Here is a 21,756-nt window from a genome sequence, read left to right as displayed (position 1 = left end):
GCATCACGCTCCGTAGTTGCCGGTGCGGAAGTCCATCGCGAAGGCCGGCGAGGCCTTCCACTTGATCGACTTCGGCTTGGCGGTGAAGGTCGCGTTCTGGTGCAGCACCGTGTAGGCCGGATCCTCGCGCTCGGCGATCTCCAGCATCCGCCGGAACGCCTTCTTGCGCGCCTCGCGATCGGTCGAGGTTTCCAGGAACTCCGACAGCCGGTTGAGCTCGTCGTTGCTCCATTCGCCGACCTGCTGCTGCTGGCCGTTCGGACCGTGCTGGGCGACCAGCGAGGAGACCGGATCGTTGAACGCGGCCGAGTTCGACCAGTCGCGCACGGCGCGGGTGGGCGCGCGCTCCAGGATCTGCGACCAGTTCTCCTTGGTCTCGATCTGCACGTTCAGGCCGACCGCCTGCCACATCTCGACCAGCACCTGCGCGGTCGCGACCTGGTTGGTGTAGTAGTTGTTCAGCAGGCGGTAGGGGATCGGGTCGCCCTTGTAGCCGGCCTGCTTCAGCAGGTCCTGCGCCAGCTTGGGATCGAATGCCGGCACGCTCCAATCGGCGACGAACATGTCGCCGTAGAACTCCCACTGCAGGCCCTTCGGCACGCGGGTGCGGCCGGCCCACAGGCTGTCGACGATGGCCTGGCGGTCGATCGCGTGGGTGAAGGCGCGCCGCACCAGCGGATTGGCGAGCTGCGGATGGTTCTTGTCGAACACCGTCAGGCGGTGGTTGAGAATGGTGCCGCCCTGGACCTCGAACGCCGCATTCTTCTCGATGCCGGCGATCTGGTCCGGTGGGATGTCGCAGGCGAACTGATACTCGCCCGACAGCAGCCCGTTGATGCGGCTCGCGACTTCCGGCACTTCGAGGAAGCGGATGCGCTTCAGCGGCGGGCGGCCGCCCCAATATTCGTCGTGCGCTTCGAGGGTCAGCGACACGTCGGGCTTGAACTCGACGATCTTGTAGGGGCCGGTGGTGATCGGCTTGCGTGCCCAGTCGAGGTAGCTCGCGGCTTCCTCCCAGCCGCGCCGGCTCATGATGTCCGAGCCGTAGCGCATCAGGCGGCCTTCGATGGTGACGTCCGGCGTCGCGTTGACGAAGCGCACGGTGTATTTGTCGACGGCATCGACGCGGACCAGATCCGGCCACATCCGGCGGGCGACGCCGATCACGTCCGGCGGCAGCTCCTTGCCTGGGCGCGGCGCCGGGATCTTCTCGAACGCCTTGATCGTGGTGCGGCTTTTGGCCTCGCTGTCGCCGAACATGCGCTCGCGGCTGAACGAGAATACGACGTCCTCGGACGTCATCTCGTCGCCATTGTGGAACTTGACGCCCTGGCGCAGTTTCAGCTCGACGGTCTGGTCGTCGATCCGCTTCCACTCGGTGGCAAGGCCGGGAACGGCTTCGAGATTGCCGCGGAAGTTCTTCGAGATCAGGCTTTCCCACAGCGACGAGTAGAACACGCGCTCGCCGACATTGGACTGCTCGCGCAGCACGTCGAGCACGTTCGAGTTGGTCACCTTCTGCACGGCGATGGTGACCGAGGGACGGTTGTCGGCTTGCGCGATCGACACGCGCGGTAAGATGAAGCTGCCGCCGATCGCGGCGCCGGCGCCGAGCAGGCCGCGGCGGGTGAGCTTGGTCATGGCAATCTCTCGTTTGTCAGCGTGTCTGGATTGGAAACGGATCGGCCTAGACGGCCAGGCCGAGCGAAGCGAGATGCGCAGCGCCGTCCCTGACCTGATCGTGGTTACGCAGTTCGAGGATCAGGCGCGGGTTGGAGCTCAGCCTCGACAGCGCCCGGAACACGGCGACCCAGCGGATGTTGCCTTCGCCCGGTGCCCAGTGGCGATCGGCGTAGCCGTCGGTGTCCTGCAGATGGACATGGGTCAGCATGTCGCCGGCAGCATCTACGTAGTAGTCGACGGGTGGCGCGCCGGTCGAATGGTGCGCGTAGTTGGCATGGCCGGTATCGAGCGAAACCCGCACCTTGCTGCTGCCCAGCGCCTTCGCCAGTCCAACGCGATCCTGCGGGTTCTTGTCCTCGATGTTCTCGATCACGATCTCGCAGTTGGCCTGCTCGGCAGAGGCAATGACGTCGGTCAAGGTCGCCCTGACACGCTCGATCAGCGCCTCGCGATTGTCCGGCAGCATGTCGATGTTGTTGGCATCCCAGGTCGTGTACGGCGAGTGGATCACCATCTGGGTGGCGCCGAGAAATTCGGCGACCTCGAGCCCCTGCAGCAGGCGTTTGGTCACGGCGCGGCGGATCATCGGGTCGTGGCTGTCGATCTTGAAGCCCCAGAACGGGCCGTGGATGCCCAGCCGACCCGAGTGACCTGACAGCATCGATTTGATCTCCTTGGCGGTGCTGCGCCAGTCGCTGTCGAGAAGGTCCGCTCGGAAGAAGTCCTGGATCTCGAGATCGCGTTGACCTTCGAGCAGCCAGTCGCGATGAGCCGGAATGGACTTGACGGAGAGGGCGGCGCCGAGCACCGGCAGCGTGGTGGTCATGTCGAGGAAACCCTTTCGAGGAAGCCCTTGGCCTGCGTGAGACCCGGCAAGCGCTAGCGGAGTTCGATGACGCTCCCATGAAGGGCTGTGGAGGACGTCCGCGACATGTTGTGCCTTCGTGGGCACGAGGCCGGTCAGCCTCGCAATCCCTGGGGTAGTCGCACGTTCTTCGCTGCTACTTGACGTAGCCGCGGGAATTGCAACAATGCGGCGAAAACGGGGAATTGGGATGACGGTGCGGCGTACGATCGTTGGAATGATGCTTTCGCTCCTGGCGCTGGCGACAGCTGCGTTGAATGAGCCTGCGCATGCGAAGGGGCCTTACGGCTCCATCTCCGTCGCGGGCTGGTCGGGCGGCGCCTACACCGACGACAACACCGGAAAATTCTCGAGCTGCATCGCTTCCGCCAGCTACAAGAGCGGCATCAATTTCGGCGTTCTGGCGCTGCCGACCTTCAACTGGGCTCTCGCCTTCATCCATCCCGGCTGGTCGCTGTCGCAGGGACAGAAGTTTCCCATCGTGCTCAGCTTCGACGGGCGCAATTCCTACAATGTCGAGGGCTCGGTATGGTCGGCCAACATGGTCGTCGTGCCGATGCCGAACGACTCCAGCCTGATCAAGGCGTTCAGGGCGGCACGGACGATGTCGGCCTTCGCGCAGGGCAATCTGTTCCAGTTCGATCTGAACGGCACGTCCGTGCTGCTGCCGTCGCTGGCGAATTGCGTGCGCATGATCAATGCCGGCGGAATGGCGGCCGCGACGAATTTCACCGTGCAGCACGGCGCTCCTTCGGCGCAGCGTCAGGGAGCGCCGCCCGCCGCCACCGCGACGGCGAGCACGCAGCCGGCGCGGGCGTCGGAGGACTCTCCCGAGTTGCAATTGGAAGCGATGCAGATCGCCTCCAACTTCATTCTCAAAGCCGCGCTGTCGCATCCGGCCATTCTGGGCGGGGGCGAACGGCCAGTGTGGTTGACATCGGGCGGGGTCGCCTGGAAGGCGGACAACGCCACCGGGTTCGTTCGGATCGTGCCGCCGCAGCGGAATGTCGACGGCCTCGAAGTCGCCGCCACCATCATCGGCAACGACGCCCGCGACTGCAAGGGCAAGTTCATTTCGGCGCGCAACAGCGAGCTGGTCGACAGCGCCGTGGTGTTCCGCGGCATGTCGTCCTGCGAGGACAGCGAGAAGTCTGATATCGCCGAGTACTTCATCTTCCCGCGCAAGGCCGGCGGCTTCGTCCTGTTCTCGGTGGTCACGCCAACCAAGCCGGTCGGTGGCGGCGGTGGCCAGCAGCTGCAGACCCGCGAGGAAGCCAACGCCAACTTCCGCAAGGCGGCCTATACGTCGATCGGGAAATAGGGCTGCCTTCCCTTCGTTACGCCGTCCGCGGGTCGATTTGCCGGCTCACCCTCGCGACCGCTTCGGCCGCCTGACGGCGCGGACCTTGCCGCTGCCGCCGCCGCCGCAATACAGCGTCTCGCCGCCGTCGGATTCCATGCCGGAGACGCCGGTGCCAGCGGGCATGTCGAGCTGGTCGAGCACCTCGCCGGTCGCGGGATCGATGCGCCTGATGTCGCTGACGTCGTCTTCCCAGGTGCCATGCCAAAGCTCGCCATCGACCCAGGTGACGCCGGTGACGAAACGCGTGCACGGGATGCTGCGCAGGATTTGCCCGGTCGCGGGATCGATCTGGTGGATCTTGCGATCGCGATAGGCGCCGACCCAGAGCGATCCCTCGGCCCAGGCGAGCCCCGAGTCCCCGCCGCCCGACGGCGCCGGGATCGTCGCGAGCACGCGGCCATTATCGGGATCGACCTTGTGAATGCGATCTTCGGCAATCTGATAGAGGTGCCGGCCATCGAACGCCGTGCCGGCATGCGAGGGGATATCCAATGACTTCCGTACCGCGCCGTCGGCCGGATCGAACGCCTTGATGCTGTTGCCGGTCGCGATCCACACCTGCCGGCCGTCATAGCTGACGCCGTTGACGCGCTCGGCGTCGTCGAACGGGCCGTACTCGCGAATGATCTCTGCGGTTGCTCGTGTCATGTCTGCCATCCCACTTTTTCCGATGGACCCACGCTAGTCGAGCGACGACCACGCCGGGAGTAACAACGCGGTCGCGAATTCCGGCACGACGGGGCAGGTCCAGCGTTGCGCGCGGCCCCGACCGAACGACTGGACCCTGCCGGACGATGCCAGTCCATCGAGGGCACGCTGCACCGTCCGCTGGCTCGCGCCCAGCGCCAGCGCAAGGCCGGAGCTCGACCATGCCTCACCGTCGGCGAGGCAAGCAAGCACGGTGGCATTGTCGTCCTCGATCGGCTGTGCGAGGACGACGACGTCGTGATCGCGACACGGCACCAGGGCAAAGCCGTCGCGCGTGGCATTGATATCGGCCAGGCCATGGAGGAGCTGGCGCAACCGTCCGATCTCGACGCGCAGGCGGGCGCGGTGCGACTCGTCGGCTTCCTTGCCGCGGAATGCATGCGCGATCAGTGCGGCCCGCGGCACATCATCGGGGACCCCCTCGGCCAGTCGCCGGGCGAGTGCAAACAGCACCGGGCGCCGCGCCAGCGACACGATCTGGCTCGCCCGGCGTACCGCCAATCGGCAGGCATCGATGATCAGCACATCCGACCGGAACAGCGATTCGACGTCGTCGAGCTGCAGCAGGCGTTCCTCGCCGCGCAGGATCATCCGCGCGGCCGGCGCCGACAGCGCCGACGAGGCCCGCTCGATCTCCGCCTGGAGCTCCGGAATGCGGGCCTGCCGCGCCGACCGCGTCGCGCGCTCGAGCGCCGATCGCGCGGTCTTTGTTTGTAGACGGCGCAAGGCCAGTCCGGCGACGATCAGCTCGTAGATCGTGCGCGCGGCCGGCCGCAGCGGCGAGGGATCGAGATCGGCGAGGCCTCGCTCGGCGTCGTCGAGGTGCCCGATCAGAATCATGCGCCTGATCTCTAGGCTGCGCGCATAGGCGGCATTGGCGCGGTCGCCCTGCTGCTCCAGGGTCTCACGCGCCGCTGCGAGCGACTTGGTCGGCCAGCCGAGATCGCGCGCTGCGAGTGCGATCTCGGCCTCTGCGACGGTGCAGCGGGCGCGGGCCAGAACTGCCTTGGGGCCAAAGCTTCGCGCGGCCTGCCGCAGCAGCGCCTTCGCGCGCCCGAAATCGCCAAGCCGCGCCATCGCGATGCCGCGCAGCGCCAGCGCCGGGGGATCATCGCGCAACGCAACCCGGTTCAATGCGCCGAGCGGATCGCCCGCAGCGAGTGCCTGCGCCGCCGCTGAGATCAGCGAGTCCATGCAAATCCCGCCATACTTGTCACTCCCGGCCCCTCCCGTGCCGATCCTAGTCTGAGCTGCGGTCAACACGCAAAAGGATGACGATCATGACCATGCATATCACCGGGACGCGCGAAGATTGGTTGAAGGCCCGGCTCGACCTGCTGCAAGCCGAGAAGGAACTCACCCGCCGCAGCGACGAGTTGGCGGAGCGCCGCCAGGCCCTGCCATGGGTGCGCGTCGACAAGGCCTATCGCTTCGACACCGAGGACGGCCCCGCTGCGTTGCCCGACCTGTTCAGGGGGCGCTCACAGCTGCTGGTCTATCACTTCATGTTCGGACCCGACTTCCAGGCCGGCTGCCCGTCCTGCTCGATGATTGCCGACGGCTTCAACGGCTTCCAGGTCCATCTCGCCAATCACGACGTGATGCTGTGGGCGGTGTCACGCGCGCCGCTGGCGAAGCTGAAGGCGTACAAGGCGCGCATGGGCTGGACCTTCCCGTGGGCGTCATCGGCGAGCAGCGACTTCAATTTCGACTTCAACGTCGCGATCACCGAGGAGCAGCAGCGCCGGGGCGGCAGCGAATACAACTATCGCACCAGTCCTCCGCTCGGGGCTGGCGACGTGCCGGCCATGGTGGCGGAGATCGCCGCCGGTGCAGGGACGGATGGCGCGACCTTCATGCGTGATCGCCCGGGCATGAGCGCCTTCATCATCGAGGATGGCGTCGTCTATCACACCTATTCGAGCTATGCCCGTGGCCTCGACGGGCTGTGGGGCGCCTATCAATGGCTCGATCGCGCACCGAAGGGCCGCAACGAGCAGGGCGTGTGGTGGCGCCGCCGCGACGAATACGGCAAGCGCTGACACGCAGGAGTAAAGCCATGGCGTTCTTCCACTCCAGGATGCGCGCGATGCCCGGCATCGCCAATGGTCTCCGCTTCGCCGCGGCGCCGACCTTCGCGCTGATGGCCGTGCTGAACGCCATGGCGCGTGACGGCCGGTCGGACGTGATCTGCTCCGCTATGCCGGCGGGCGCGCCGCTCGGCGACATGACGGTGATGTATCTGCTGATGAGCGCATTCCACCTCGTGCCATGGTTGAAGCGTATCGGCCGCTACCTTGCTATTCGAGCGAGCGGACGATGTGCTGCTTCAGCCGTTGCGCCGGCAGCGACAGACCTTTGACCTCGAGCAGCGCGATCTCGGTGTCCTTGAGATCCGGCAGGTCATGGCCGTCGAGCACGTGCAGGCCTGCCGGCACCATGTCCTTCGGCAGCACCGCGAGCCCGAGCCCTGCCTTGACCGCGGCATGCGCGCCGGACAAGGCGGCGCAGGTGTAGGAGATGCGCCATGGCTTCCTCGCTCTGTCGAGCGCCGTGGTGGCGCGCTTGCGGTAGACGCAGGGCGGCGGCGACACCACCAGCGGCACCTTCGCGCCATGATGTAGGAAGTCGCGGCTGCCTGACACCCATACCAGCGGCTCGCGCCAGACGCGCAGGCCCTTGGCGCGCACCGATGGCTCCTGCTTGACCAGCACCAGATCGAAATCGCCAGCGCGGAAGCGGTCGACCAGATTGAGCGTCAGGTCGCAGGTGACTTCGAGCGCGACCGACGGATAGGCCTGCGCGAATCGCGCGAGCACCTCGGGGAGATGGCGGGTCGCGAAATCCTCCGGCGTCCCCAGGCGCACCACGCCGGTCACCATCGGCTCGCCGAACCGCGCCACCGCCTCGTCGTTCAGGTCGAGCAGCTTCTGCGCGTAGTCCAGGAACAGCTTGCCCTCAGTGGTCAGCGCCACCGCGCGCGGCGAGCGCTCCAGCAGCTTGGCGTTGACCGCGCTTTCGAGTCGCCCGATCTGCAGCGAGATCGTCGATTGCTGGCGTCCGAGCTGCTCGGCGGCCTGGGTGAAGCTGCCCAGCCGCGCGATGGTCGCGAAGGTACGCACGAGATCGATGTCGAGATTGGTCAGCGTCTTCGGCATGGGGCGGTCATGATTGATAAATACAATGGTAAAGCTTTCAATTATCAATTTTACAAATTATCGCCCTTTGCTGCAAGTGCGGCCGGCGCCCATTGGGGGGCGCCCTTGGAGGGCGGAGGCCGGCACCGGAGGCCGTCCGCCCGATGCGGAGTAGGGCTTCATGGGGCTGACCGAGCTTGCGTTTCAGAATCTGCTGTCGCCGATGGTATTGTTCTTCGTGGTCGGCCTCGCCGCCGCGCTGGCGAAGTCCGATCTCACTGTGCCTGAGGCGGTGGCGAAGCTGCTGTCGCTTTATCTCCTGATGTCGATCGGCTTCCGCGGCGGCGTCGAGGTCGCGCATCACGGCATGAGCTGGGATCTGGTCGCCGCGATCTGCGCAGGTGTCCTGCTGTCCTATTTCACGCCGATCCTGGCCTATCTGCTGCTGACGCGAATGAGCCGGCTGTCGCCGGTCGACGCCGCGGCCGTGGCCGGACACTACGGCTCGATCTCGGCGGTGACATTTGCCGCTGTCACCGGCGCGCTCAATCTCGTGTCGTTGCCGTTCGCGGGCTACATGGTCGCGGTCGCGGCTGCGATGGAGACGCCCGCGATCGTGTCGGCGCTGCAGCTCGCGCGTTCGCATCGCAAGACTGAAACGGGGGACGGGCATTCGATGTGGCGCGAGGTGATGCTGAACGGCTCCGTGGTCACTCTGCTCGGTGCCTTCGTGGTGGGCATGATCACCGGCCCCAAGGGGCTCGCGACGGTGAAGCCGTTCCTGGTCGATCTCTTCCCAGGCTTCCTCTGCGTGTTCCTGCTCGACATGGGCTTGATCGCAGGCCGCGGCCTGCAGCACGGACGCAAATATCTCAGCGTGCCGCTGTGCAGCTTCGCCGTGCTGATGCCGCTGATCGGCGCAGCGCTGGGCGCTCTGCTCGCAAGTGCCATCGGGCTATCGGCCGGCTCGGCCGCCGTGCTGATGACGCTCGCGGCGTCGGCGTCCTACATCGCCGTGCCCGCCGCGCTGCGGCTGGCGCTGCCGGAGGCCAATGCAGCGATCCCGCTCACGCTCTCGCTCGGGATCACCTTTCCGTTCAACCTGCTGGTCGGAATTCCGCTCTATATCGGCGCTGCGACGATGCTCGCCGGCGCCGTGAAATGAGGGAGGAGACGATGAAGACATTCGCCAAGAAGCGCATCGATTTGATCATCGAGATGCCGCTGCTGCGCCGGGTCACCGAGCGCTTCGACCAAGCCGGCGTGACCGGCTACTCCGTGTTGCCGGTGATCGCCGGGCGTGGCCAGTCCGGCCCCTGGTCGGCCGGCGGCCAGGTCTCGGAGGTCGGCCAGATGGCGGCCATTATGTGCATCGTCGATGGCGGCCGCATCGATGCCGTGCTCGATGCCGTCCTTGCCGTGGTCCAGCATCAGATCGGCCTCGTCACCGTGTCCGATGTCGAGGTGGTCAGGCCCGAGCGGTTCTGATCGGGCGCGGCGGGGATTACGCCTCCGCCGCTACCTTCAGCGCCTCGGCGCGGATCTCCTCGACCAGCCGCTCCTTGAGCGCCACGAATTCCGACGAGGTCTTGATCTTGTAGGAGCGCGGGTGCGGCAGTTCGATCTTGATGTCGGCCTTGATGCGGCCGGGCCGCGCGCTCATCACCAGCACGCGGCTGCCGAGGAAGATCGCCTCCTCGATGTCGTGGGTGACGAACAGCACCGTCTTCTGGTCGCGCTCCCAGATGCCGAGCAGCATCTCCTGCATCAGCACCCGCGTCTGGTTGTCGAGCGCGCCGAACGGCTCGTCGAGTAGCAGGATCTTCGGATCGTTGGCGAGCGCGCGGGCGATCGCGCAGCGCTGCTGCATACCGCCGGAGAGCTGCTTGGGCCAATGGTTCTCGAAACCCTTCAGCCCGATCTGCTGAATGTAGCGGTCGGCGATGGCGTTGCGCTCGGCCTCGTCCACGCCGCGCTCGCGCAGGCCAAAGGCGATGTTCTCGCGCACGGTGAGCCAGGGAAACAGCGTGTAGGACTGGAACACCATGCCGCGGTCAGCGCCGGGACCGGTCACCTCGCGGCCGTCGAGCAGCACCTTGCCGCTGGTCGGGCGGTCGAGGCCGGCGACGATGCGCAGCAGGGTCGACTTGCCGCAGCCGGAGGGGCCGAGGATGGTGACGAAGTCGTTGGTGCCGATCGTGAGCTCGACCGGCTCCAACGCGCGTGTCGGCGCATGGCCCTGGCGGGCCGGAAAGGTGCGCGTGACGTTGTTGATGACGAGCGTGGTCATGCGAGCTTCCACGGGAACAGCCAGGCGTTGAACGCCTTGAACAGGAAGTCCGAGATCAGCCCGATCAGGCCGATCACGATGATGCCGAAGATGATCTGTCCGGTGTTGAGCAACGCCTGGCTGTCGGTGATCATGTGGCCGATGCCGGAGGAGGAGCCGATCAGCTCGGCGACGATGACGTAGGTCCAGGCCCAGCCGAGCACGAGGCGCAGGACCTCGGCGATATCAGGCGCAGCGGACGGCAGCAGCACCCGGCCGATGATGCCGCGGTCGCTGGCGCCCAGCGTATACGCAGCCTCGACGAGATCGCGCCTGGTATTGCCGACAGTCACGGTGATCATCAGGATGATCTGGAACACCGAGCCGATGAAGATGATCAGAAGCTTCTGGAGCTCGCCGATGCCGGCCCACAGGATCAACAGCGGAATGAAAGCGGAGGCGGGCAGATAGCGCGCGAAGGACACGAACGGCTCGAGGAACGCCTCGACCGGCTTGTAGGCGCCCATCAGCAGGCCGAGCGGGACGGCGATGGCAGCCGCGAGCACGAACCCGCCGACGACACGCCAGACGGTCATGCCGATGTCATAGAGGAAGCCGAACTTGGTCAGCAGATCCCAGCCCTCGCGCACCATTGTCAGCGGATCGGCAAGGAAGGTCTTCGACACGTAACCGCCGAACGTCGCCAGCGACCACGCCGCGACGAAGACGACGAAGAAGGCGAGGCCGAGCGCTGTTCTTGACCTGGCGCTGACGGGATCGAGAGGTCGGATCACGGAGAAAGGCTTTCGTGGTGGAGGCGGTACGCCCGGTGTCGCGGGCTGCTGGTGGTCGGTTCGAATAAATTCACTTCCGAGGGCATGATGTCTCCACATCGTCATTGCGAGGAGCGAAGCGACGAAGCAATCCAGAGTCGCACCCCGGGCCCTGGATTGCTTCGCTACGCTCGCAATGACGGATCACTCAGAGCTTAGCTCCGAGTTACTTGATGAAGCTCGCATCATACAGATCCTCGATTTTCGGGATCTGCTTGATGATGCCGACCTCGAGCAGCAGCTCGGCGGCCTCCTTGTTGAAGGTCTTGAACTCCGTCTCGAAGAATTTCTGGCTCGCCGCCTTGTCCTGCCAGCGCAGATACTTCGCCGAGTTGCCGAATTGCTCGCCACTCTGCTTCACATCCGCGCCCATGATCTCGTACGCCTTGGCCTGGTCCTTGGCGATCATGTCCAGCGCCTCGAAATAGCTGTCGGCGAGCGCCTTGGCGGCCTTCGGGTTCTCGGACAGGAACTTCGGCGTGCAGCCGAACGTGTCCATCACCATCGGATAATCGAGGGTGGTGGCGATGATCTTGCCCTTGTCGGGGGCGGCGCGCACCGTCGACAGATACGGCTCGTAGGTCATCGCCGCATCGTTCTGGCCGGAGACGAAGGCCTGCGCGGCGGCGGCCGGCTCCAGGTTCACGATGGTGACGTCCTTTACCGTGAGGCCGTTCTTCTTGAGCATCCAGGCCAGCCCGAAATAGGGCGAGGTGCCGGGCGCGGACGCGGCGACGGTCTTGCCCTTCAGGTCCTTGATGGAAGCGATGTCGTTGCGCACGGCCATGCCGTCGGCGCCGTAGCTCTTGTCGAGCTGGAAGATCTGCTTGGTGGCGACGCCGTTGGCGTTCCAGGAGATCCAGGTCTCCACCGTGGTCGCCGCGCACTGCACGTCACCCGCCGCGATTGCGAGGTGGCGATCCTTCTGCGGGATCTTCTTGATGGTGACGTCGAGGCCGTTCTTCTTGAAGATGCCGGCCTCCTTCGCCAAGGTCAGCGGTGCGAAGCCGGTCCAGCCGGAAATGCCGATGCCGACCTTGACGTCGTCGGCGAAAGCGGTGGTGGAGGCCAGCAGCGCGGCCGTTACTGCAAGTAGCCCGAATCTGCGCATCGTCATCGTCCTTTGCGGTGGGAGGAAACTGGTCGCGCGGCTCGCGCGCCGTCAAGGCTGCGCGATCCGCCTGCGTCTGCAAGCGTGCTTGCAAATCTCGTGCTCGGGCCGGGCGGGCAGGAGCGTCTCATTCGCTGCCCCTGAAGCGCGCCACCAGCCGGTGCTGCTCGCCCGGATAGATCAGCCGCACCGCCGTGAGCGGGCGCCCGCTGCGCCAGGTGTGCCGCTCGATTACGAGGCAGGGCGCGCCGATCGCGATGTCGAGACCTTCAGCAATGGTGTCGTCGGCGACGATGGCGCTGATCGCGTGCTCGGCCTCGGTCCAGGGCACGTGATGCAGCAGCCAAGAGCCTGGCGGATCGATCTTGAAATTGGCCTTGGCCGCATCCGGAACGGCGTCGAGATCGATCAGGCGGTCCTCGATCGCGAACGGCAAATTGTCGGCGCTGTGGCGGCAGCGGATCGCGATCACCTTGCACGGCGTCTTGACGCCGAGGCGCTCGCGATCGGCGGCGTTGGCGGTGCGGCGCGTGGACGAGATCAGCTCATAGCCATAGGCGCGGCCGAGCGCGCCGATCTCGGCGCGAATGTCGGGGATCTTCAGCACGGCCGACAGGAACTGCGGCCGCCGCACGAAAGTGCCAGCACGACGCCGCCGCTCGATCAGGTCGGCCTGGGCAAGCTCTGATAACGCCTTGTTCACGGTCATGCGCGAGCAGCCGTAGCGCGCCATGATCTCGTGCTCGAACGGGATGCGATGGCCCGGCGGCCATTCGCCGGTCAGAATGCGGCGCTCGATGTCGTGCCGGATCTTCTTGTAGAGCGTACCGGCTCCCGGCTTGGCGCGATCCTCGGCGAGGCTCATGCGAGCAGCCTCCGGATGGAATCGTTGAAGCGGCGCCGCGCCGACTCGCGCAAGCGATGCCGGCCTGACGTGACGACCTTGTCGCCGCCGGACCAGACGCAGTCGACCGCGTCGTTCGATGTGGCAAAGATCCAGCCGTCGAGCAGCGCATCCCGCGCGCGGCCGGCGAGTGAGGGATGTGCCGGATCGAGGCTGAGGATATCGGCCCGTGCGCCGGGCCGCAGGCCGGCGAGCGGCTGCGCCAGTGCCTGCGCGCCGCCGGCGAGCGCGGCGTCGAACAGCGTGCGGCCAGTCGACGCACCCGGCCCCGATGTCAGCACGTTGCGCTCGCGATGGCTCAGGCGCTGACCGTATTCCAGTTGCCGTAACTCGTCGCTCACGCCGACGAGCACGTTGGAGTCGGTGCCGATGCCGATGCGACCACGTGCGCGCACATAGTTGCGCGCCGGGAAGATGCCGTCGCCGAGGCTCGCTTCCGTGACGGGGCACAGGCCGGCGACGGCGCCGCTCTTGGCGAGCGCCGCCGTCTCGTCTGCCGTCATGTGCGTCGCATGGATCAGGCACCAGCGAGGATCGACGTCATGATGATCGAGCAGCCATTGCACCGGGCGCTGGCCGGACCAGGCGAGGCAGTCCTCGACCTCCTTGACCTGCTCGGCGGCGTGGATGTGCACGGGGCCGCCGTCGGCAAGAGCGACGATTGCACGGAGCTCATCGGGCGCCACCGCCCGCAGGCTGTGCGGCGCAAGGCCGAGATCGGCGCCCGGGAGCGTGCTGACGGCTTGGCGGGATGCTGCAACGAGCTTCGCGAACTGATCGACATCGCAGAGGAAGCGGCGCTGTCCGTCATGCGGCGCCGCGCCGCCGAAGCCGCCATGCGCGTAGAAGCTCGGCAGCAAGGTCAGTCCGATGCCGGATGCCTGTGCCGCAGCCGCGATCCGCACCGCCATCTCCGCGATGTCCGCGTAAGGCCGCCCGTCACGATCGTGATGCAGATAGTGGAATTCGCCGACCCGCGTGAAGCCGCGCTCCAGCATCTCGACATAGAGCAGCGTCGCGACCGCCTCGACATCGTCGGGGCTCATCGCCAGCGCGAAGCGGTACATCGTCTCGCGCCAGGTCCAGAACGTATCGGTGGAATGGCCGCTGATCTCGGCGAGCCCGGCCATGCCGCGCTGGAACGCGTGGCTGTGCAGGCTGGCGATGCCGGGAACGGCGAGCGTGTGACGTTCGTCGCCGGGTGCGAATGGAACGCCTGTGGTCACGGCCGCGATCGCGCCGTTGCTGATCACGACCTGCACGTCCTCAGCCCATCCCGTGGGCAGAAGCGCAGATGCGAAGTGCAGTGACGCCATGATCGAAAGCCCGCTGGACAGAACGGCGGAAGCGAGTTTATGTATAGACATATCGCCCGTCAAGCTTTCGTGAAGGTGGAGGCAGCAGCATGGCCGAGCGCTTCGATCGGATCTGGCACAATGCGCGGCTGGCAACGCTACGCGAGAGCGAGCCCGGACTTGGTGTGATCGAGCAGGGCGTGGTGGCTGCGCGCGACGGCCGCATCGCCTTTGCCGGCCCGCAGTCCGATTTTCCAGCCAGTGCGGATGCGCCCGAACGCATCGATTGCGAGGGCCGCTGGATCACGCCGGGCCTCGTCGATTGTCACACCCATCTCGTCTACGGCGGCGACCGCGCCCATGAGTTCGAGCTGCGCCTGGCGGGCGCGAGCTATGAGGAGATCGCCCGCGCTGGCGGCGGCATCGTCTCGACCGTCGCTGCAACGCGCGCCGCCAGCGAGGAGGCGCTGGTTGCAAGCGCTCTGCCGCGGCTCGATGCACTGCTCGCCGAGGGCGTCACCACGGTCGAGATCAAGTCCGGCTATGGGCTGGAAACCGCAACCGAGCTGCGGCAATTGTCCGCAGCCCGCGCGCTCGGCAGCCGGCGGCCGGTCAGCGTGCGCACCAGCTTTCTCGGCGCCCACGCGCTGCCGGTGGAGGCTGGCGGCGACAAGGACCGCTACATCGATCTCGTCTGCAATGAGATGCTGCCGGCTGTCGCAAAGTCGGGCCTCGCCGATGCCGTCGATGCGTTCATGGAAAACATCGCCTTCTCTCACGCGCAAACGTCGCGGGTATTTGCCGCGGCGAAAGCGCTCGGCCTGCCGGTCAAGCTGCATGCCGACCAACTGTCCAATCTCGGCGGCGCTGCGCTTGCGGCCCAGTACGGCGCGCTCTCGGCCGATCATCTCGAGCACACCGATGAAGCCGGCGCGGCCGCGATGGCGCGAGGTGGAACGGTCGCAGTGCTGCTGCCTGGCGCCTACTACTTCATCCGCGAGACGCAGAAGCCGCCGGTCGAGCTGTTCCGCAAACATGGCGTGAGGCTGGCGCTCGCCACCGACTGCAATCCGGGCTCGTCGCCTTTGACCTCGCTGCTGCTCACGATGAACATGGCCGCGACCTTGTTTCGAATGACCGTTGACGAGTGTCTTGCCGCAGTGACGCGCGAAGGCGCCCGCGCACTTGGTCTGTTGGCTGAGACCGGCACGCTCGACGCCGGCAAATGGTGCGATCTCGCGATCTGGGACATCCGCCGTCCCGCGGAGCTGGTCTACCGCATGGGCTTCAATCCCCTGCATCAGCGCGTCTGGAGGGGCCGATGAGCACCATCATTGCAGCGCCGGGCCGCATCGGCCTGTACGATCTCGCGAAGATCTACGCCGGAGCCGCGGTCGCGCTCGATGCTTCCTATTGGCCTGACGTCGAGGCGGCGGCCGCGATCGTCGCCAAGGCGGCGCAAGGCGCCGAGCCGGTCTATGGCATCAATACCGGTTTCGGCAAGCTGGCCTCGAAGCGCATCCCGCCCGATCAGACCGCGCAGCTCCAGCGCAACCTGATCCTCTCGCATTGTTGCGGCGTCGGTCCGGCGACGCCGCAACCAATTGTGCGGCTGATGATGGCGCTGAAGATCATCTCGCTCGGCCGCGGCGCTTCCGGCGTGCGGCGCGAGATCATCGAGCAGCTCCAGGCGATGCTGGCGCACGGCGTGTCTCCGTTCGTGCCGCAGCAGGGCTCCGTCGGCGCCTCCGGCGATCTGGCGCCGCTCGCGCACATGACGGCGGTCATGATCGGCGAGGGCCAGGCCTTCCACGATGGCCGGCTGGTGCCCGGGCGCGAGGCGCTGGCGCACGCCGGCCTGACGCCGGTCACGCTCGGGCCGAAGGAAGGCCTCGCGCTGATCAATGGCACGCAGTTCTCGACGGCCTATGCGCTCGCTGGCCTGCTGCGCGCTCATGATCTCCTCAATGCGGCGCTGGTGGCCGGCGCGCTGTCGGTCGATGCCGCGATGGCCTCGACCGCGCCGTTCCGGCCTGAGATCCAGGCGCTGCGCGGTCATCCCGGTCAGATCGAGGCTGGCCGCGTGCTGATGGAGCTGCTTGACGGCAGCGCCATCCGCCTGTCGCATCTGGAAGGCGACGAGCGCGTGCAGGATCCGTATTGCCTGCGCTGCCAGCCGCAGGTCGCAGGCGCCGCGCTCGATCTGTTGACGCAGGCGGCGCGCACACTGGTGATCGAGGCCAATGCCGTCACCGATAATCCCCTGGTGCTGGTCGAGACCGGCGAGATCATCTCCGGCGGCAACTTCCATGCCGAGCCGGCGGCGTTCGCAGCGGACCAGATCGCGCTGGCGCTGTCCGAGCTCGGCGCCATCAGCGAGCGGCGCATCGCCACGCTGGTCGATCCCGCGCTGAACTTCGGCCTTCCGCCGTTCCTCACGCCGGAGCCTGGCCTGAACTCCGGCTTCATGATCGCCGAGGTGACGGCGGCGGCTTTGTTCGCCGAGAACAAGCAGCGCGCGCTGCCATGCTCGATCGACTCCACGCCGACCAGCGCCAACCAGGAAGACCACGTCTCGATGGCCGCGCATGCGGCGCGGCGGCTGCACGACATGGCTGACAATCTCGCTGCTATCATCGGCATCGAGCTGCTCGTCGCCGCCCAAGGCATCGAGCTGCGAGCGCCGCACGGCACCAGCGCGGCGCTGTCTGGTGTCATTGCCGCGCTTCGCGCGCATGTGCCGGCGCTGGTGCACGACCGCTACATGGCCGACGATCTCGCCAAGGCGGCCGCGCTCGTCGGTGGCGGTGTACTGGCCACGGTTGCAACGCATGCACTCGGACGCGATCCGTTTCCCAAGCTTGGATGAGAGGGACTCATGAACCGACGCCTGGACAATGCGCGGGTGATCCGCGCCCCCATTGGCAGCGACATCAGCGCCAAGAGCTGGCTCACCGAAGCGCCCTTGCGCATGCTGATGAACAATCTCGATCCTGATGTGGCCGAGAAGCCGAGCGAACTGATCGTCTATGGCGGCATCGGCCGCGCCGCGCGCGACTGGGAGAGTTTTGATCGCATCGTCGCGTCCTTGCGCAAGCTGGAGGCAGATCAGACTTTGGTCGTGCAATCCGGCAAGCCGGTCGGAATCTTCCGCACCCATCCCGACGCGCCGCGCGTGCTGATCGCCAACTCCAACATCGTGCCGCATTGGGCGACGCTCGATCATTTCAACGCGCTCGATAAAATGGGCCTGATGATGTACGGCCAGATGACGGCCGGCTCCTGGATCTATATCGGCAGCCAGGGCATCGTGCAGGGCACCTATGAGACCTTCGTCGAGGTCGGCCGCCGTCACTACAATGGCGATCTCGCTGGCAAGTGGATCCTGACCGCGGGCCTCGGCGGCATGGGCGGCGCGCAGCCGTTGGCCGCCACGATGGCTGGCGCCTCGATGCTCGCCGTCGAATGCCAACCGAGCCGCATCGAGATGCGGCTGCGCACCGGCTATCTCGATCGCCAGGCGGCCACGCTCGACGAGGCGCTGGCGCTGATGGCGGAGGCCGCGACGACGAAGAAGGCGGTCTCGGTCGGCCTGCTCGGCAATGCTGCCGAGATCTTCCCGGAGCTCGTGCGCCGCGGCGTGCGCCCCGACATCGTCACCGACCAGACCAGCGCGCATGATCCGATCAACGGCTATCTGCCGAAGGGCTGGACGCTCGCCGAGTGGGAGGCCAAGCGCGCGTCGGAGCCGAAGGCCGTCGAGCAGGCGGCGAAGACCTCGATGGTCGGCCACGTCCAGGCGATGCTGGATTTCCACGCCATGGGCATCCCGACGCTCGACTACGGCAACAACATCCGCCAAATGGCGAAGGACATGGGCCTCGCCAACGCGTTCGATTTTCCCGGCTTCGTGCCGGCGTATATTCGCCCGTTGTTCTGCCGCGGCATCGGCCCGTTCCGCTGGGCTGCGCTGTCGGGTGATCCGCAAGACATCTACAAGACCGATGCCAAGGTGAAGGAGCTGCTGCCGGACAACAAGCACCTGCACAATTGGCTCGACATGGCGAGGCAGCGCATCAAGTTCCAGGGGCTGCCGGCGCGGATCTGCTGGGTCGGTCTCGGCGATCGCCATCGCCTCGGGCTCGCCTTCAACGAGATGGTCGCGCGTGGTGAATTGAAGGCGCCGATCGTGATCGGCCGCGACCATCTCGACTCGGGCTCGGTGGCGAGCCCGAACCGCGAGACCGAGGCAATGAAGGACGGCTCCGACGCGGTGTCGGACTGGCCGCTGCTCAATGCGCTGCTCAACTGCGCGAGCGGCGCGACCTGGGTGTCGCTGCACCATGGTGGCGGCGTCGGCATCGGCTATTCGCAGCATGCCGGCATGGTGATCGTCGCCGACGGCACGGCGGACGCGGCGCGGCGGCTGGAGCGTGTGTTGTGGAACGACCCGGCCACCGGCGTGATGCGCCATGCCGACGCCGGCTACGAGGACGCGATCGCCTGCGCCGACGCCAACGGCCTCGATCTGCCGAGCCTCGCACGCTGAGGGCATGCATTCCTCACGGGTTGAAGTGCGGCCCCTGATTGTGATCTCATGCTGACAACGCGACGGGAACTCGTCGCGGTGCAGGGGAAGCTCATGGGGATCGCCTTCCGTTCTCGGCCATCGTCGGCCAGGACGAAATGAAGCTGATGCTGATGATCGCGGCTGTCGATCCCAGGGTCGGCGGCGTGCTGGCGGCAAGTCGACCGCGGTCCGCGCGCTCGCAGCGGGCAACTAGCTCCCCTTTTCGGTTTCCTCGTCGTCGCTTTCTTCTGGTTGGCTGAGGTCATACCGATCGAGCTTGGCGTAAAGGCTTTGGCGGCTGAGACCAAGAATTTCGGCGGCCGACGTCCGATTCCCATTGGCGAGCTCGAGCGCGGCACGGACGTAATGCTGTTCAACGACCTCGACCGTGCTCTTCACCAGCTTGCGCAGCGGAGTCTTGCCGACGGATTCGTTCAGGGCGGCCAGCGCGACCCTGAGGTTGTCATGCTCCGCAGTCGGCAACAGCCGCCTGGCGACGTTGCGCAGCACCAGCGCAATCCGGGGATGGCCGTCCAGACCATAGGCCGCAGCCGAGATCTCGACCTCCGTTTCGGTGCCGAGCTCGCCTTGGATGGTCGTGGATAGCAGCCGAACGGTGCCGTGGCGCTCGACGTTGGAGATCAGGACCGAAAGGTCGGCGCCGGGGCGCGTCAACCAGCGGCTCAGCTTCTCGCCGATGACCGCCTCCGTCGACCCGATCTCGACCAGTTCCAGAAACGCGCGATTCGCGCGCTTGATGGCACCGCCGCCGTCGATGCTGATGACGGCGTCGGGGAGGTTGTCGATCAGCGCTTCGGGATTGTCCGGCACGAGGCCGGGCTGCGCAGCCTTGCCGATCGGCGCCATCTGCAGCAGGAACATCGGCCCGGTATTGCTGGTCATCAGGGATCCCCTGAGCATCCAGGGGACGGCCTCTTCGCCGAGATGGACCACGAGGCCGGGCGCCTTGCCCTGGTCGCGCACGCGTCTCAGCATCTGTTCAACCAGCTCGCGGTCCGTGGCTGGAATCTCCTCCAGGAACTCGCGGCCGACCAGATTGTCCCTGCGGCGGCCGGATGTCCCCAGCGCGGAGGCCGCGGTCCGGTTGGCTTCGACGATGCGCAGATCCCGGACCTTCGTCAGCAGTACGGCCTCGTTGGAATCCTCGATCACGAGCCGGTAGCGCGTTTCGATCTCGCGCAGCTTCCAATAGTCGCGCTCGATGGTCTGCTGGGCCGAGATCAGCCGGGCCTGCAGCTCGGCCACGGCCTGCAGGTTCTTGCCGATCGCGAGCATGCCAGCCCGACCGCCGAGCAGTACAGTCGTGAATTCCATCGGAAGTTCGAGGCCGCTGGGGAAGCGCTGCGTGATCTGGCGGAATGCGGAAATGCCGGTCCGCTTGGTGTCCTGCATGATGCGTTCGATCTTCTCGCTCGCACCGTCGACGATCTCGGACCAGGGACGGCCAAGCCACGCGGCGACATTTTCGGATGACATGTTGGGAGACAGCGTCGCCTCACGGATCACGCCGTCCATGTCGAGCAGCAATGTCACGTCGGCGCGTGGACCGTGAAATTCGGCCATGGTCTAGGCACCCGTTGGAGACGCTCAAGGACCACGGCCGACGCCGTCGGCGCGCATCTTGAAGGCGCTAGGTCGCATCCCGCTAACGTCTTGAGAGACTCGACAGTCCATGCTGCGCCCTCAGTGTCAAGGCTTATTTACAAACACATACTTCCAACTGTATCCCTGCGCCTGCCGCATGTTCAAACTGCGGCTTGACCGCTCATTTTCAGCGATCATTTCACCGACACATGGCATGACAAGTATCCATTGCACTAATAACTGTAAGGAATAGCTGCGCGAGGACTCGGAAAATCGGGACAACGCAGGATGCTGAGAGCGGGTGTGGTTGCGACGATCGTGTTGGCAATTTCGGCCGACGGCACTCTCGGCGATCTGGGCCGAGATGGGGCTGGTGCAGGCCGCGTGAGGTCTGGTGCGCGCGCACATCGACGTGCGCGCGCACGGTGCCACCACGCCGGTCCCTCACCGTGCCGTCAACGGGGCAGGAACCGTGCGCCCTCCTTGCCGAGGAAATCCAGCATGGCCTGCGCCGGCGGCAGCAGCAGCTTGTCGGCGCGCCGTACCGCATGCCATTGCCGGATCACGGGCAGTCCGGGCACCTTCAAGGTGACCAGGCGGCCCTCGGAGAGTTCGTGCGACACCGTGTGCTGCGAGATGAAGGCGATGCCGAGGCCGGCGATGACGGCCTGCTTGATGGTCTCGTTGCTGTCCATCTCCATGCTGGTCTTGAGATGCAGACCGTGCTTCTCAAGGAAGGTTTCCATCAGCATGCGGGTTCCCGAGCCGCTCTCGCGCGTGATGAACACCTCGCCCGCGAGCTCTGCGGCCGCGATCCGTTTTCGGCGCGCGAGCCGGTGCCCCGCCGGCGCGACGATGACATGCGGATGCTTGCCCATCGGCCGCATGTCGACGGGAATGTCCGCCGGCGGCCGTCCCATGATGGCGATGTCGAGATCGTATCCTCTGAGCGCTTCGCGGATGGTGTCGCGATTGCCGATCCGCAGGGTGACGTCGATCTTGGGGAACCGTCGCGAGAATTCCGCGATGGCGAAGGGAACGAAATATTTCGCCGTGCTGACCGCGCCGATCGCGACCCTGCCGCCGCTGCGCCCCGCCAAAATGTCGAGCGCCTGCTCGCAATCCTGCAGCGCCGCCTCGACGCGTTCGGCCAGCGCCAGAACGCTGCGTCCGGCTTCGGTGAGGATCATGCCGTCGGTGGTGCGCTGGATCAGCGGCAGGCCGGCGAGCTCCTGAAGGTTGCGAATTTGCAGCGTGACCGCAGGCTGCGTCAGGTGAAGACGGCCGGCCGCGGAGGTGACCGATCCGGACTCCTGCACGGCTGCGAGCGCGCGCAGCTGGCGAATGGTGAGGTCGCGTGAGAAGCGCCGGCTCATGGAACCCCCGATATAAGGAAAACTTTTGTCGATCCAA

At 66.2% G+C, this 21,756-nt stretch carries 20 protein-coding genes and 1 pseudogene; 9 read left to right on the top strand and 12 right to left on the bottom strand.

What is annotated here, in order from left to right; translation table 11 throughout:
- Positions 1-3: 3 nt before the first annotated feature.
- A complete protein-coding gene (locus QW881_RS29540; RefSeq protein WP_315755186.1) occupies positions 4-1,641 on the bottom strand; it encodes an ABC transporter substrate-binding protein in 1,638 nt (545 codons plus the stop codon).
- 46 nt (positions 1,642-1,687) lie between these two features.
- Positions 1,688-2,509, bottom strand: a complete 822-nt coding sequence (locus QW881_RS29535; RefSeq protein ID WP_315755187.1) for a sugar phosphate isomerase/epimerase family protein — start codon at positions 2,507-2,509, stop codon at positions 1,688-1,690.
- A 229-nt stretch (positions 2,510-2,738) separates the two neighbouring features.
- Between QW881_RS29535 and QW881_RS29530 the strand changes: the two genes are divergently transcribed.
- Positions 2,739-3,869 carry a hypothetical protein gene (locus tag QW881_RS29530; RefSeq protein ID WP_315755188.1) on the top strand — a complete coding sequence of 377 codons (1,131 nt, stop codon included), beginning with the start codon at positions 2,739-2,741 and terminating at the stop codon, positions 3,867-3,869.
- Positions 3,870-3,914: 45 nt separating this feature from the next.
- Here the strand turns inward: QW881_RS29530 and QW881_RS29525 are convergent, their stop codons facing one another.
- Both QW881_RS29525 and QW881_RS29520 read right to left on the bottom strand, forming a co-directional pair.
- Positions 3,915-4,559, bottom strand: coding sequence for a PQQ-binding-like beta-propeller repeat protein (locus QW881_RS29525; RefSeq protein WP_315733775.1), 645 nt, complete (start codon positions 4,557-4,559; stop codon positions 3,915-3,917).
- A 33-nt stretch (positions 4,560-4,592) separates the two neighbouring features.
- On the bottom strand, positions 4,593-5,813 hold the full coding sequence (locus tag QW881_RS29520) for a helix-turn-helix domain-containing protein (RefSeq protein WP_315755189.1): 1,221 nt from the start codon (positions 5,811-5,813) through the stop codon (positions 4,593-4,595).
- 86 nt (positions 5,814-5,899) lie between these two features.
- On the opposite strand from QW881_RS29520, the gene QW881_RS29515 reads away from it, so the two are divergent.
- A complete protein-coding gene (locus QW881_RS29515) occupies positions 5,900-6,661 on the top strand; it encodes a DUF899 domain-containing protein (protein ID WP_316158127.1) in 762 nt (253 codons plus the stop codon).
- A gap of 17 nt (positions 6,662-6,678) precedes the next feature.
- Positions 6,679-6,981, top strand: a complete 303-nt coding sequence (locus QW881_RS29510; protein ID WP_315755191.1) for a hypothetical protein — start codon at positions 6,679-6,681, stop codon at positions 6,979-6,981.
- On the opposite strand, the gene QW881_RS29505 is transcribed toward QW881_RS29510, so the two are convergent.
- A complete protein-coding gene (locus tag QW881_RS29505; protein ID WP_315755192.1) occupies positions 6,920-7,777 on the bottom strand; it encodes a LysR substrate-binding domain-containing protein in 858 nt (285 codons plus the stop codon). The genes QW881_RS29510 and QW881_RS29505 overlap by 62 nt on opposite strands.
- A 160-nt stretch (positions 7,778-7,937) precedes the next feature.
- On the opposite strand from QW881_RS29505, the gene QW881_RS29500 reads away from it, so the two are divergent.
- Entirely contained in the window at positions 7,938-8,921 is a 984-nt protein-coding gene (locus QW881_RS29500) for a sodium-dependent bicarbonate transport family permease (protein WP_315755193.1), read from the top strand.
- 11 nt (positions 8,922-8,932) lie between these two features.
- Positions 8,933-9,244 (top strand): DUF190 domain-containing protein, encoded by a 312-nt coding sequence (locus tag QW881_RS29495; protein ID WP_315755194.1) that lies wholly within the window; start codon positions 8,933-8,935, stop codon positions 9,242-9,244.
- A 16-nt stretch (positions 9,245-9,260) separates the two neighbouring features.
- Here QW881_RS29495 and QW881_RS29490 read toward each other — a convergent pair whose 3' ends face one another.
- The 5 genes from QW881_RS29490 to QW881_RS29470 form a co-directional block, all read right to left on the bottom strand.
- The gene (locus tag QW881_RS29490; RefSeq protein WP_315755195.1) at positions 9,261-10,046 is read right to left on the bottom strand and encodes an ABC transporter ATP-binding protein; all 786 of its coding nucleotides are present in this window, start codon (positions 10,044-10,046) and stop codon (positions 9,261-9,263) included.
- Complete coding sequence (locus QW881_RS29485) at positions 10,043-10,816, bottom strand: ABC transporter permease (RefSeq protein WP_315755491.1); 774 nt, start codon at positions 10,814-10,816, stop codon at positions 10,043-10,045. Before QW881_RS29485 ends, QW881_RS29490 begins: the two co-directional genes overlap by 4 nt.
- 208 nt (positions 10,817-11,024) lie before the next feature.
- Complete coding sequence (locus QW881_RS29480) at positions 11,025-11,969, bottom strand: ABC transporter substrate-binding protein (RefSeq protein ID WP_315755196.1); 945 nt, start codon at positions 11,967-11,969, stop codon at positions 11,025-11,027.
- Positions 11,970-12,096: 127 nt separating this feature from the next.
- Entirely contained in the window at positions 12,097-12,834 is a 738-nt protein-coding gene (gene hutC, locus QW881_RS29475) for a histidine utilization repressor (RefSeq protein WP_315755197.1), read from the bottom strand.
- Positions 12,831-14,189 carry a formimidoylglutamate deiminase gene (locus tag QW881_RS29470; RefSeq protein WP_315755198.1) on the bottom strand — a complete coding sequence of 453 codons (1,359 nt, stop codon included), beginning with the start codon at positions 14,187-14,189 and terminating at the stop codon, positions 12,831-12,833. Before QW881_RS29470 ends, hutC begins: the two co-directional genes overlap by 4 nt.
- A gap of 89 nt (positions 14,190-14,278) precedes the next feature.
- Between QW881_RS29470 and hutI the strand changes: the two genes are divergently transcribed.
- The 4 genes and pseudogenes from hutI to QW881_RS32655 form a co-directional block, all read left to right on the top strand.
- The gene (gene hutI, locus QW881_RS29465) at positions 14,279-15,493 is read left to right on the top strand and encodes an imidazolonepropionase (RefSeq protein ID WP_315755199.1); all 1,215 of its coding nucleotides are present in this window, start codon (positions 14,279-14,281) and stop codon (positions 15,491-15,493) included.
- Positions 15,490-17,037, top strand: a complete 1,548-nt coding sequence (gene hutH, locus QW881_RS29460; protein WP_315755200.1) for a histidine ammonia-lyase — start codon at positions 15,490-15,492, stop codon at positions 17,035-17,037. The genes hutI and hutH overlap by 4 nt, the downstream gene beginning before the upstream one ends.
- A 9-nt stretch (positions 17,038-17,046) precedes the next feature.
- On the top strand, positions 17,047-18,717 hold the full coding sequence (hutU, locus tag QW881_RS29455; RefSeq protein WP_315755201.1) for a urocanate hydratase: 1,671 nt from the start codon (positions 17,047-17,049) through the stop codon (positions 18,715-18,717).
- Between the two features lie 107 nt (positions 18,718-18,824).
- Positions 18,825-18,943 (top strand): annotated as a pseudogene (locus QW881_RS32655) (magnesium chelatase ATPase subunit I); the annotation flags it as partial.
- A gap of 5 nt (positions 18,944-18,948) precedes the next feature.
- Here the strand turns inward: QW881_RS32655 and ppsR are convergent.
- Complete coding sequence (ppsR, locus tag QW881_RS29450) at positions 18,949-20,322, bottom strand: transcriptional regulator PpsR (RefSeq protein WP_315755202.1); 1,374 nt, start codon at positions 20,320-20,322, stop codon at positions 18,949-18,951.
- 476 nt (positions 20,323-20,798) lie between these two features.
- A complete protein-coding gene (locus tag QW881_RS29445) occupies positions 20,799-21,719 on the bottom strand; it encodes a LysR family transcriptional regulator (RefSeq protein ID WP_315755203.1) in 921 nt (306 codons plus the stop codon).
- Between the last annotated feature and the right edge of the window lie 37 nt (positions 21,720-21,756).

The organism is Bradyrhizobium sp. SZCCHNS3016 (assembly GCF_032484535.1).
In the GTDB taxonomy this organism is placed as follows: Bacteria; Pseudomonadota; Alphaproteobacteria; order Rhizobiales; family Xanthobacteraceae; genus Bradyrhizobium.
The sequence above is the reverse complement of the archived record's forward strand: the minus strand, read 5'-3'. Positions and strand labels throughout refer to the sequence as shown.

What these genes read in the sequence shown, in the direction of transcription:
- QW881_RS29540 (WP_315755186.1), bottom strand. Translation starts at nt 1,641, where the DNA reads ATGACCAAGCTCACCCGCCGCGGCCTGCTCGGCGCCGGCGCCGCGATC.
- QW881_RS29535 (WP_315755187.1), bottom strand. Translation starts at nt 2,509, where the DNA reads ATGACCACCACGCTGCCGGTGCTCGGCGCCGCCCTCTCCGTCAAGTCC.
- QW881_RS29530 (WP_315755188.1), top strand. Translation starts at nt 2,739, where the DNA reads ATGACGGTGCGGCGTACGATCGTTGGAATGATGCTTTCGCTCCTGGCG.
- QW881_RS29525 (WP_315733775.1), bottom strand. Translation starts at nt 4,559, where the DNA reads ATGACACGAGCAACCGCAGAGATCATTCGCGAGTACGGCCCGTTCGAC.
- QW881_RS29520 (WP_315755189.1), bottom strand. Translation starts at nt 5,813, where the DNA reads ATGGACTCGCTGATCTCAGCGGCGGCGCAGGCACTCGCTGCGGGCGAT.
- QW881_RS29515 (WP_316158127.1), top strand. Translation starts at nt 5,900, where the DNA reads ATGACCATGCATATCACCGGGACGCGCGAAGATTGGTTGAAGGCCCGG.
- QW881_RS29510 (WP_315755191.1), top strand. Translation starts at nt 6,679, where the DNA reads ATGGCGTTCTTCCACTCCAGGATGCGCGCGATGCCCGGCATCGCCAAT.
- QW881_RS29505 (WP_315755192.1), bottom strand. Translation starts at nt 7,777, where the DNA reads ATGCCGAAGACGCTGACCAATCTCGACATCGATCTCGTGCGTACCTTC.
- QW881_RS29500 (WP_315755193.1), top strand. Translation starts at nt 7,938, where the DNA reads ATGGGGCTGACCGAGCTTGCGTTTCAGAATCTGCTGTCGCCGATGGTA.
- QW881_RS29495 (WP_315755194.1), top strand. Translation starts at nt 8,933, where the DNA reads ATGAAGACATTCGCCAAGAAGCGCATCGATTTGATCATCGAGATGCCG.
- QW881_RS29490 (WP_315755195.1), bottom strand. Translation starts at nt 10,046, where the DNA reads ATGACCACGCTCGTCATCAACAACGTCACGCGCACCTTTCCGGCCCGC.
- QW881_RS29480 (WP_315755196.1), bottom strand. Translation starts at nt 11,969, where the DNA reads ATGCGCAGATTCGGGCTACTTGCAGTAACGGCCGCGCTGCTGGCCTCC.
- hutC (WP_315755197.1), bottom strand. Translation starts at nt 12,834, where the DNA reads ATGAGCCTCGCCGAGGATCGCGCCAAGCCGGGAGCCGGTACGCTCTAC.
- QW881_RS29470 (WP_315755198.1), bottom strand. Translation starts at nt 14,189, where the DNA reads ATGGCGTCACTGCACTTCGCATCTGCGCTTCTGCCCACGGGATGGGCT.
- hutI (WP_315755199.1), top strand. Translation starts at nt 14,279, where the DNA reads ATGGCCGAGCGCTTCGATCGGATCTGGCACAATGCGCGGCTGGCAACG.
- hutH (WP_315755200.1), top strand. Translation starts at nt 15,490, where the DNA reads ATGAGCACCATCATTGCAGCGCCGGGCCGCATCGGCCTGTACGATCTC.
- hutU (WP_315755201.1), top strand. Translation starts at nt 17,047, where the DNA reads ATGAACCGACGCCTGGACAATGCGCGGGTGATCCGCGCCCCCATTGGC.
- ppsR (WP_315755202.1), bottom strand. Translation starts at nt 20,322, where the DNA reads ATGGCCGAATTTCACGGTCCACGCGCCGACGTGACATTGCTGCTCGAC.
- QW881_RS29445 (WP_315755203.1), bottom strand. Translation starts at nt 21,719, where the DNA reads ATGAGCCGGCGCTTCTCACGCGACCTCACCATTCGCCAGCTGCGCGCG.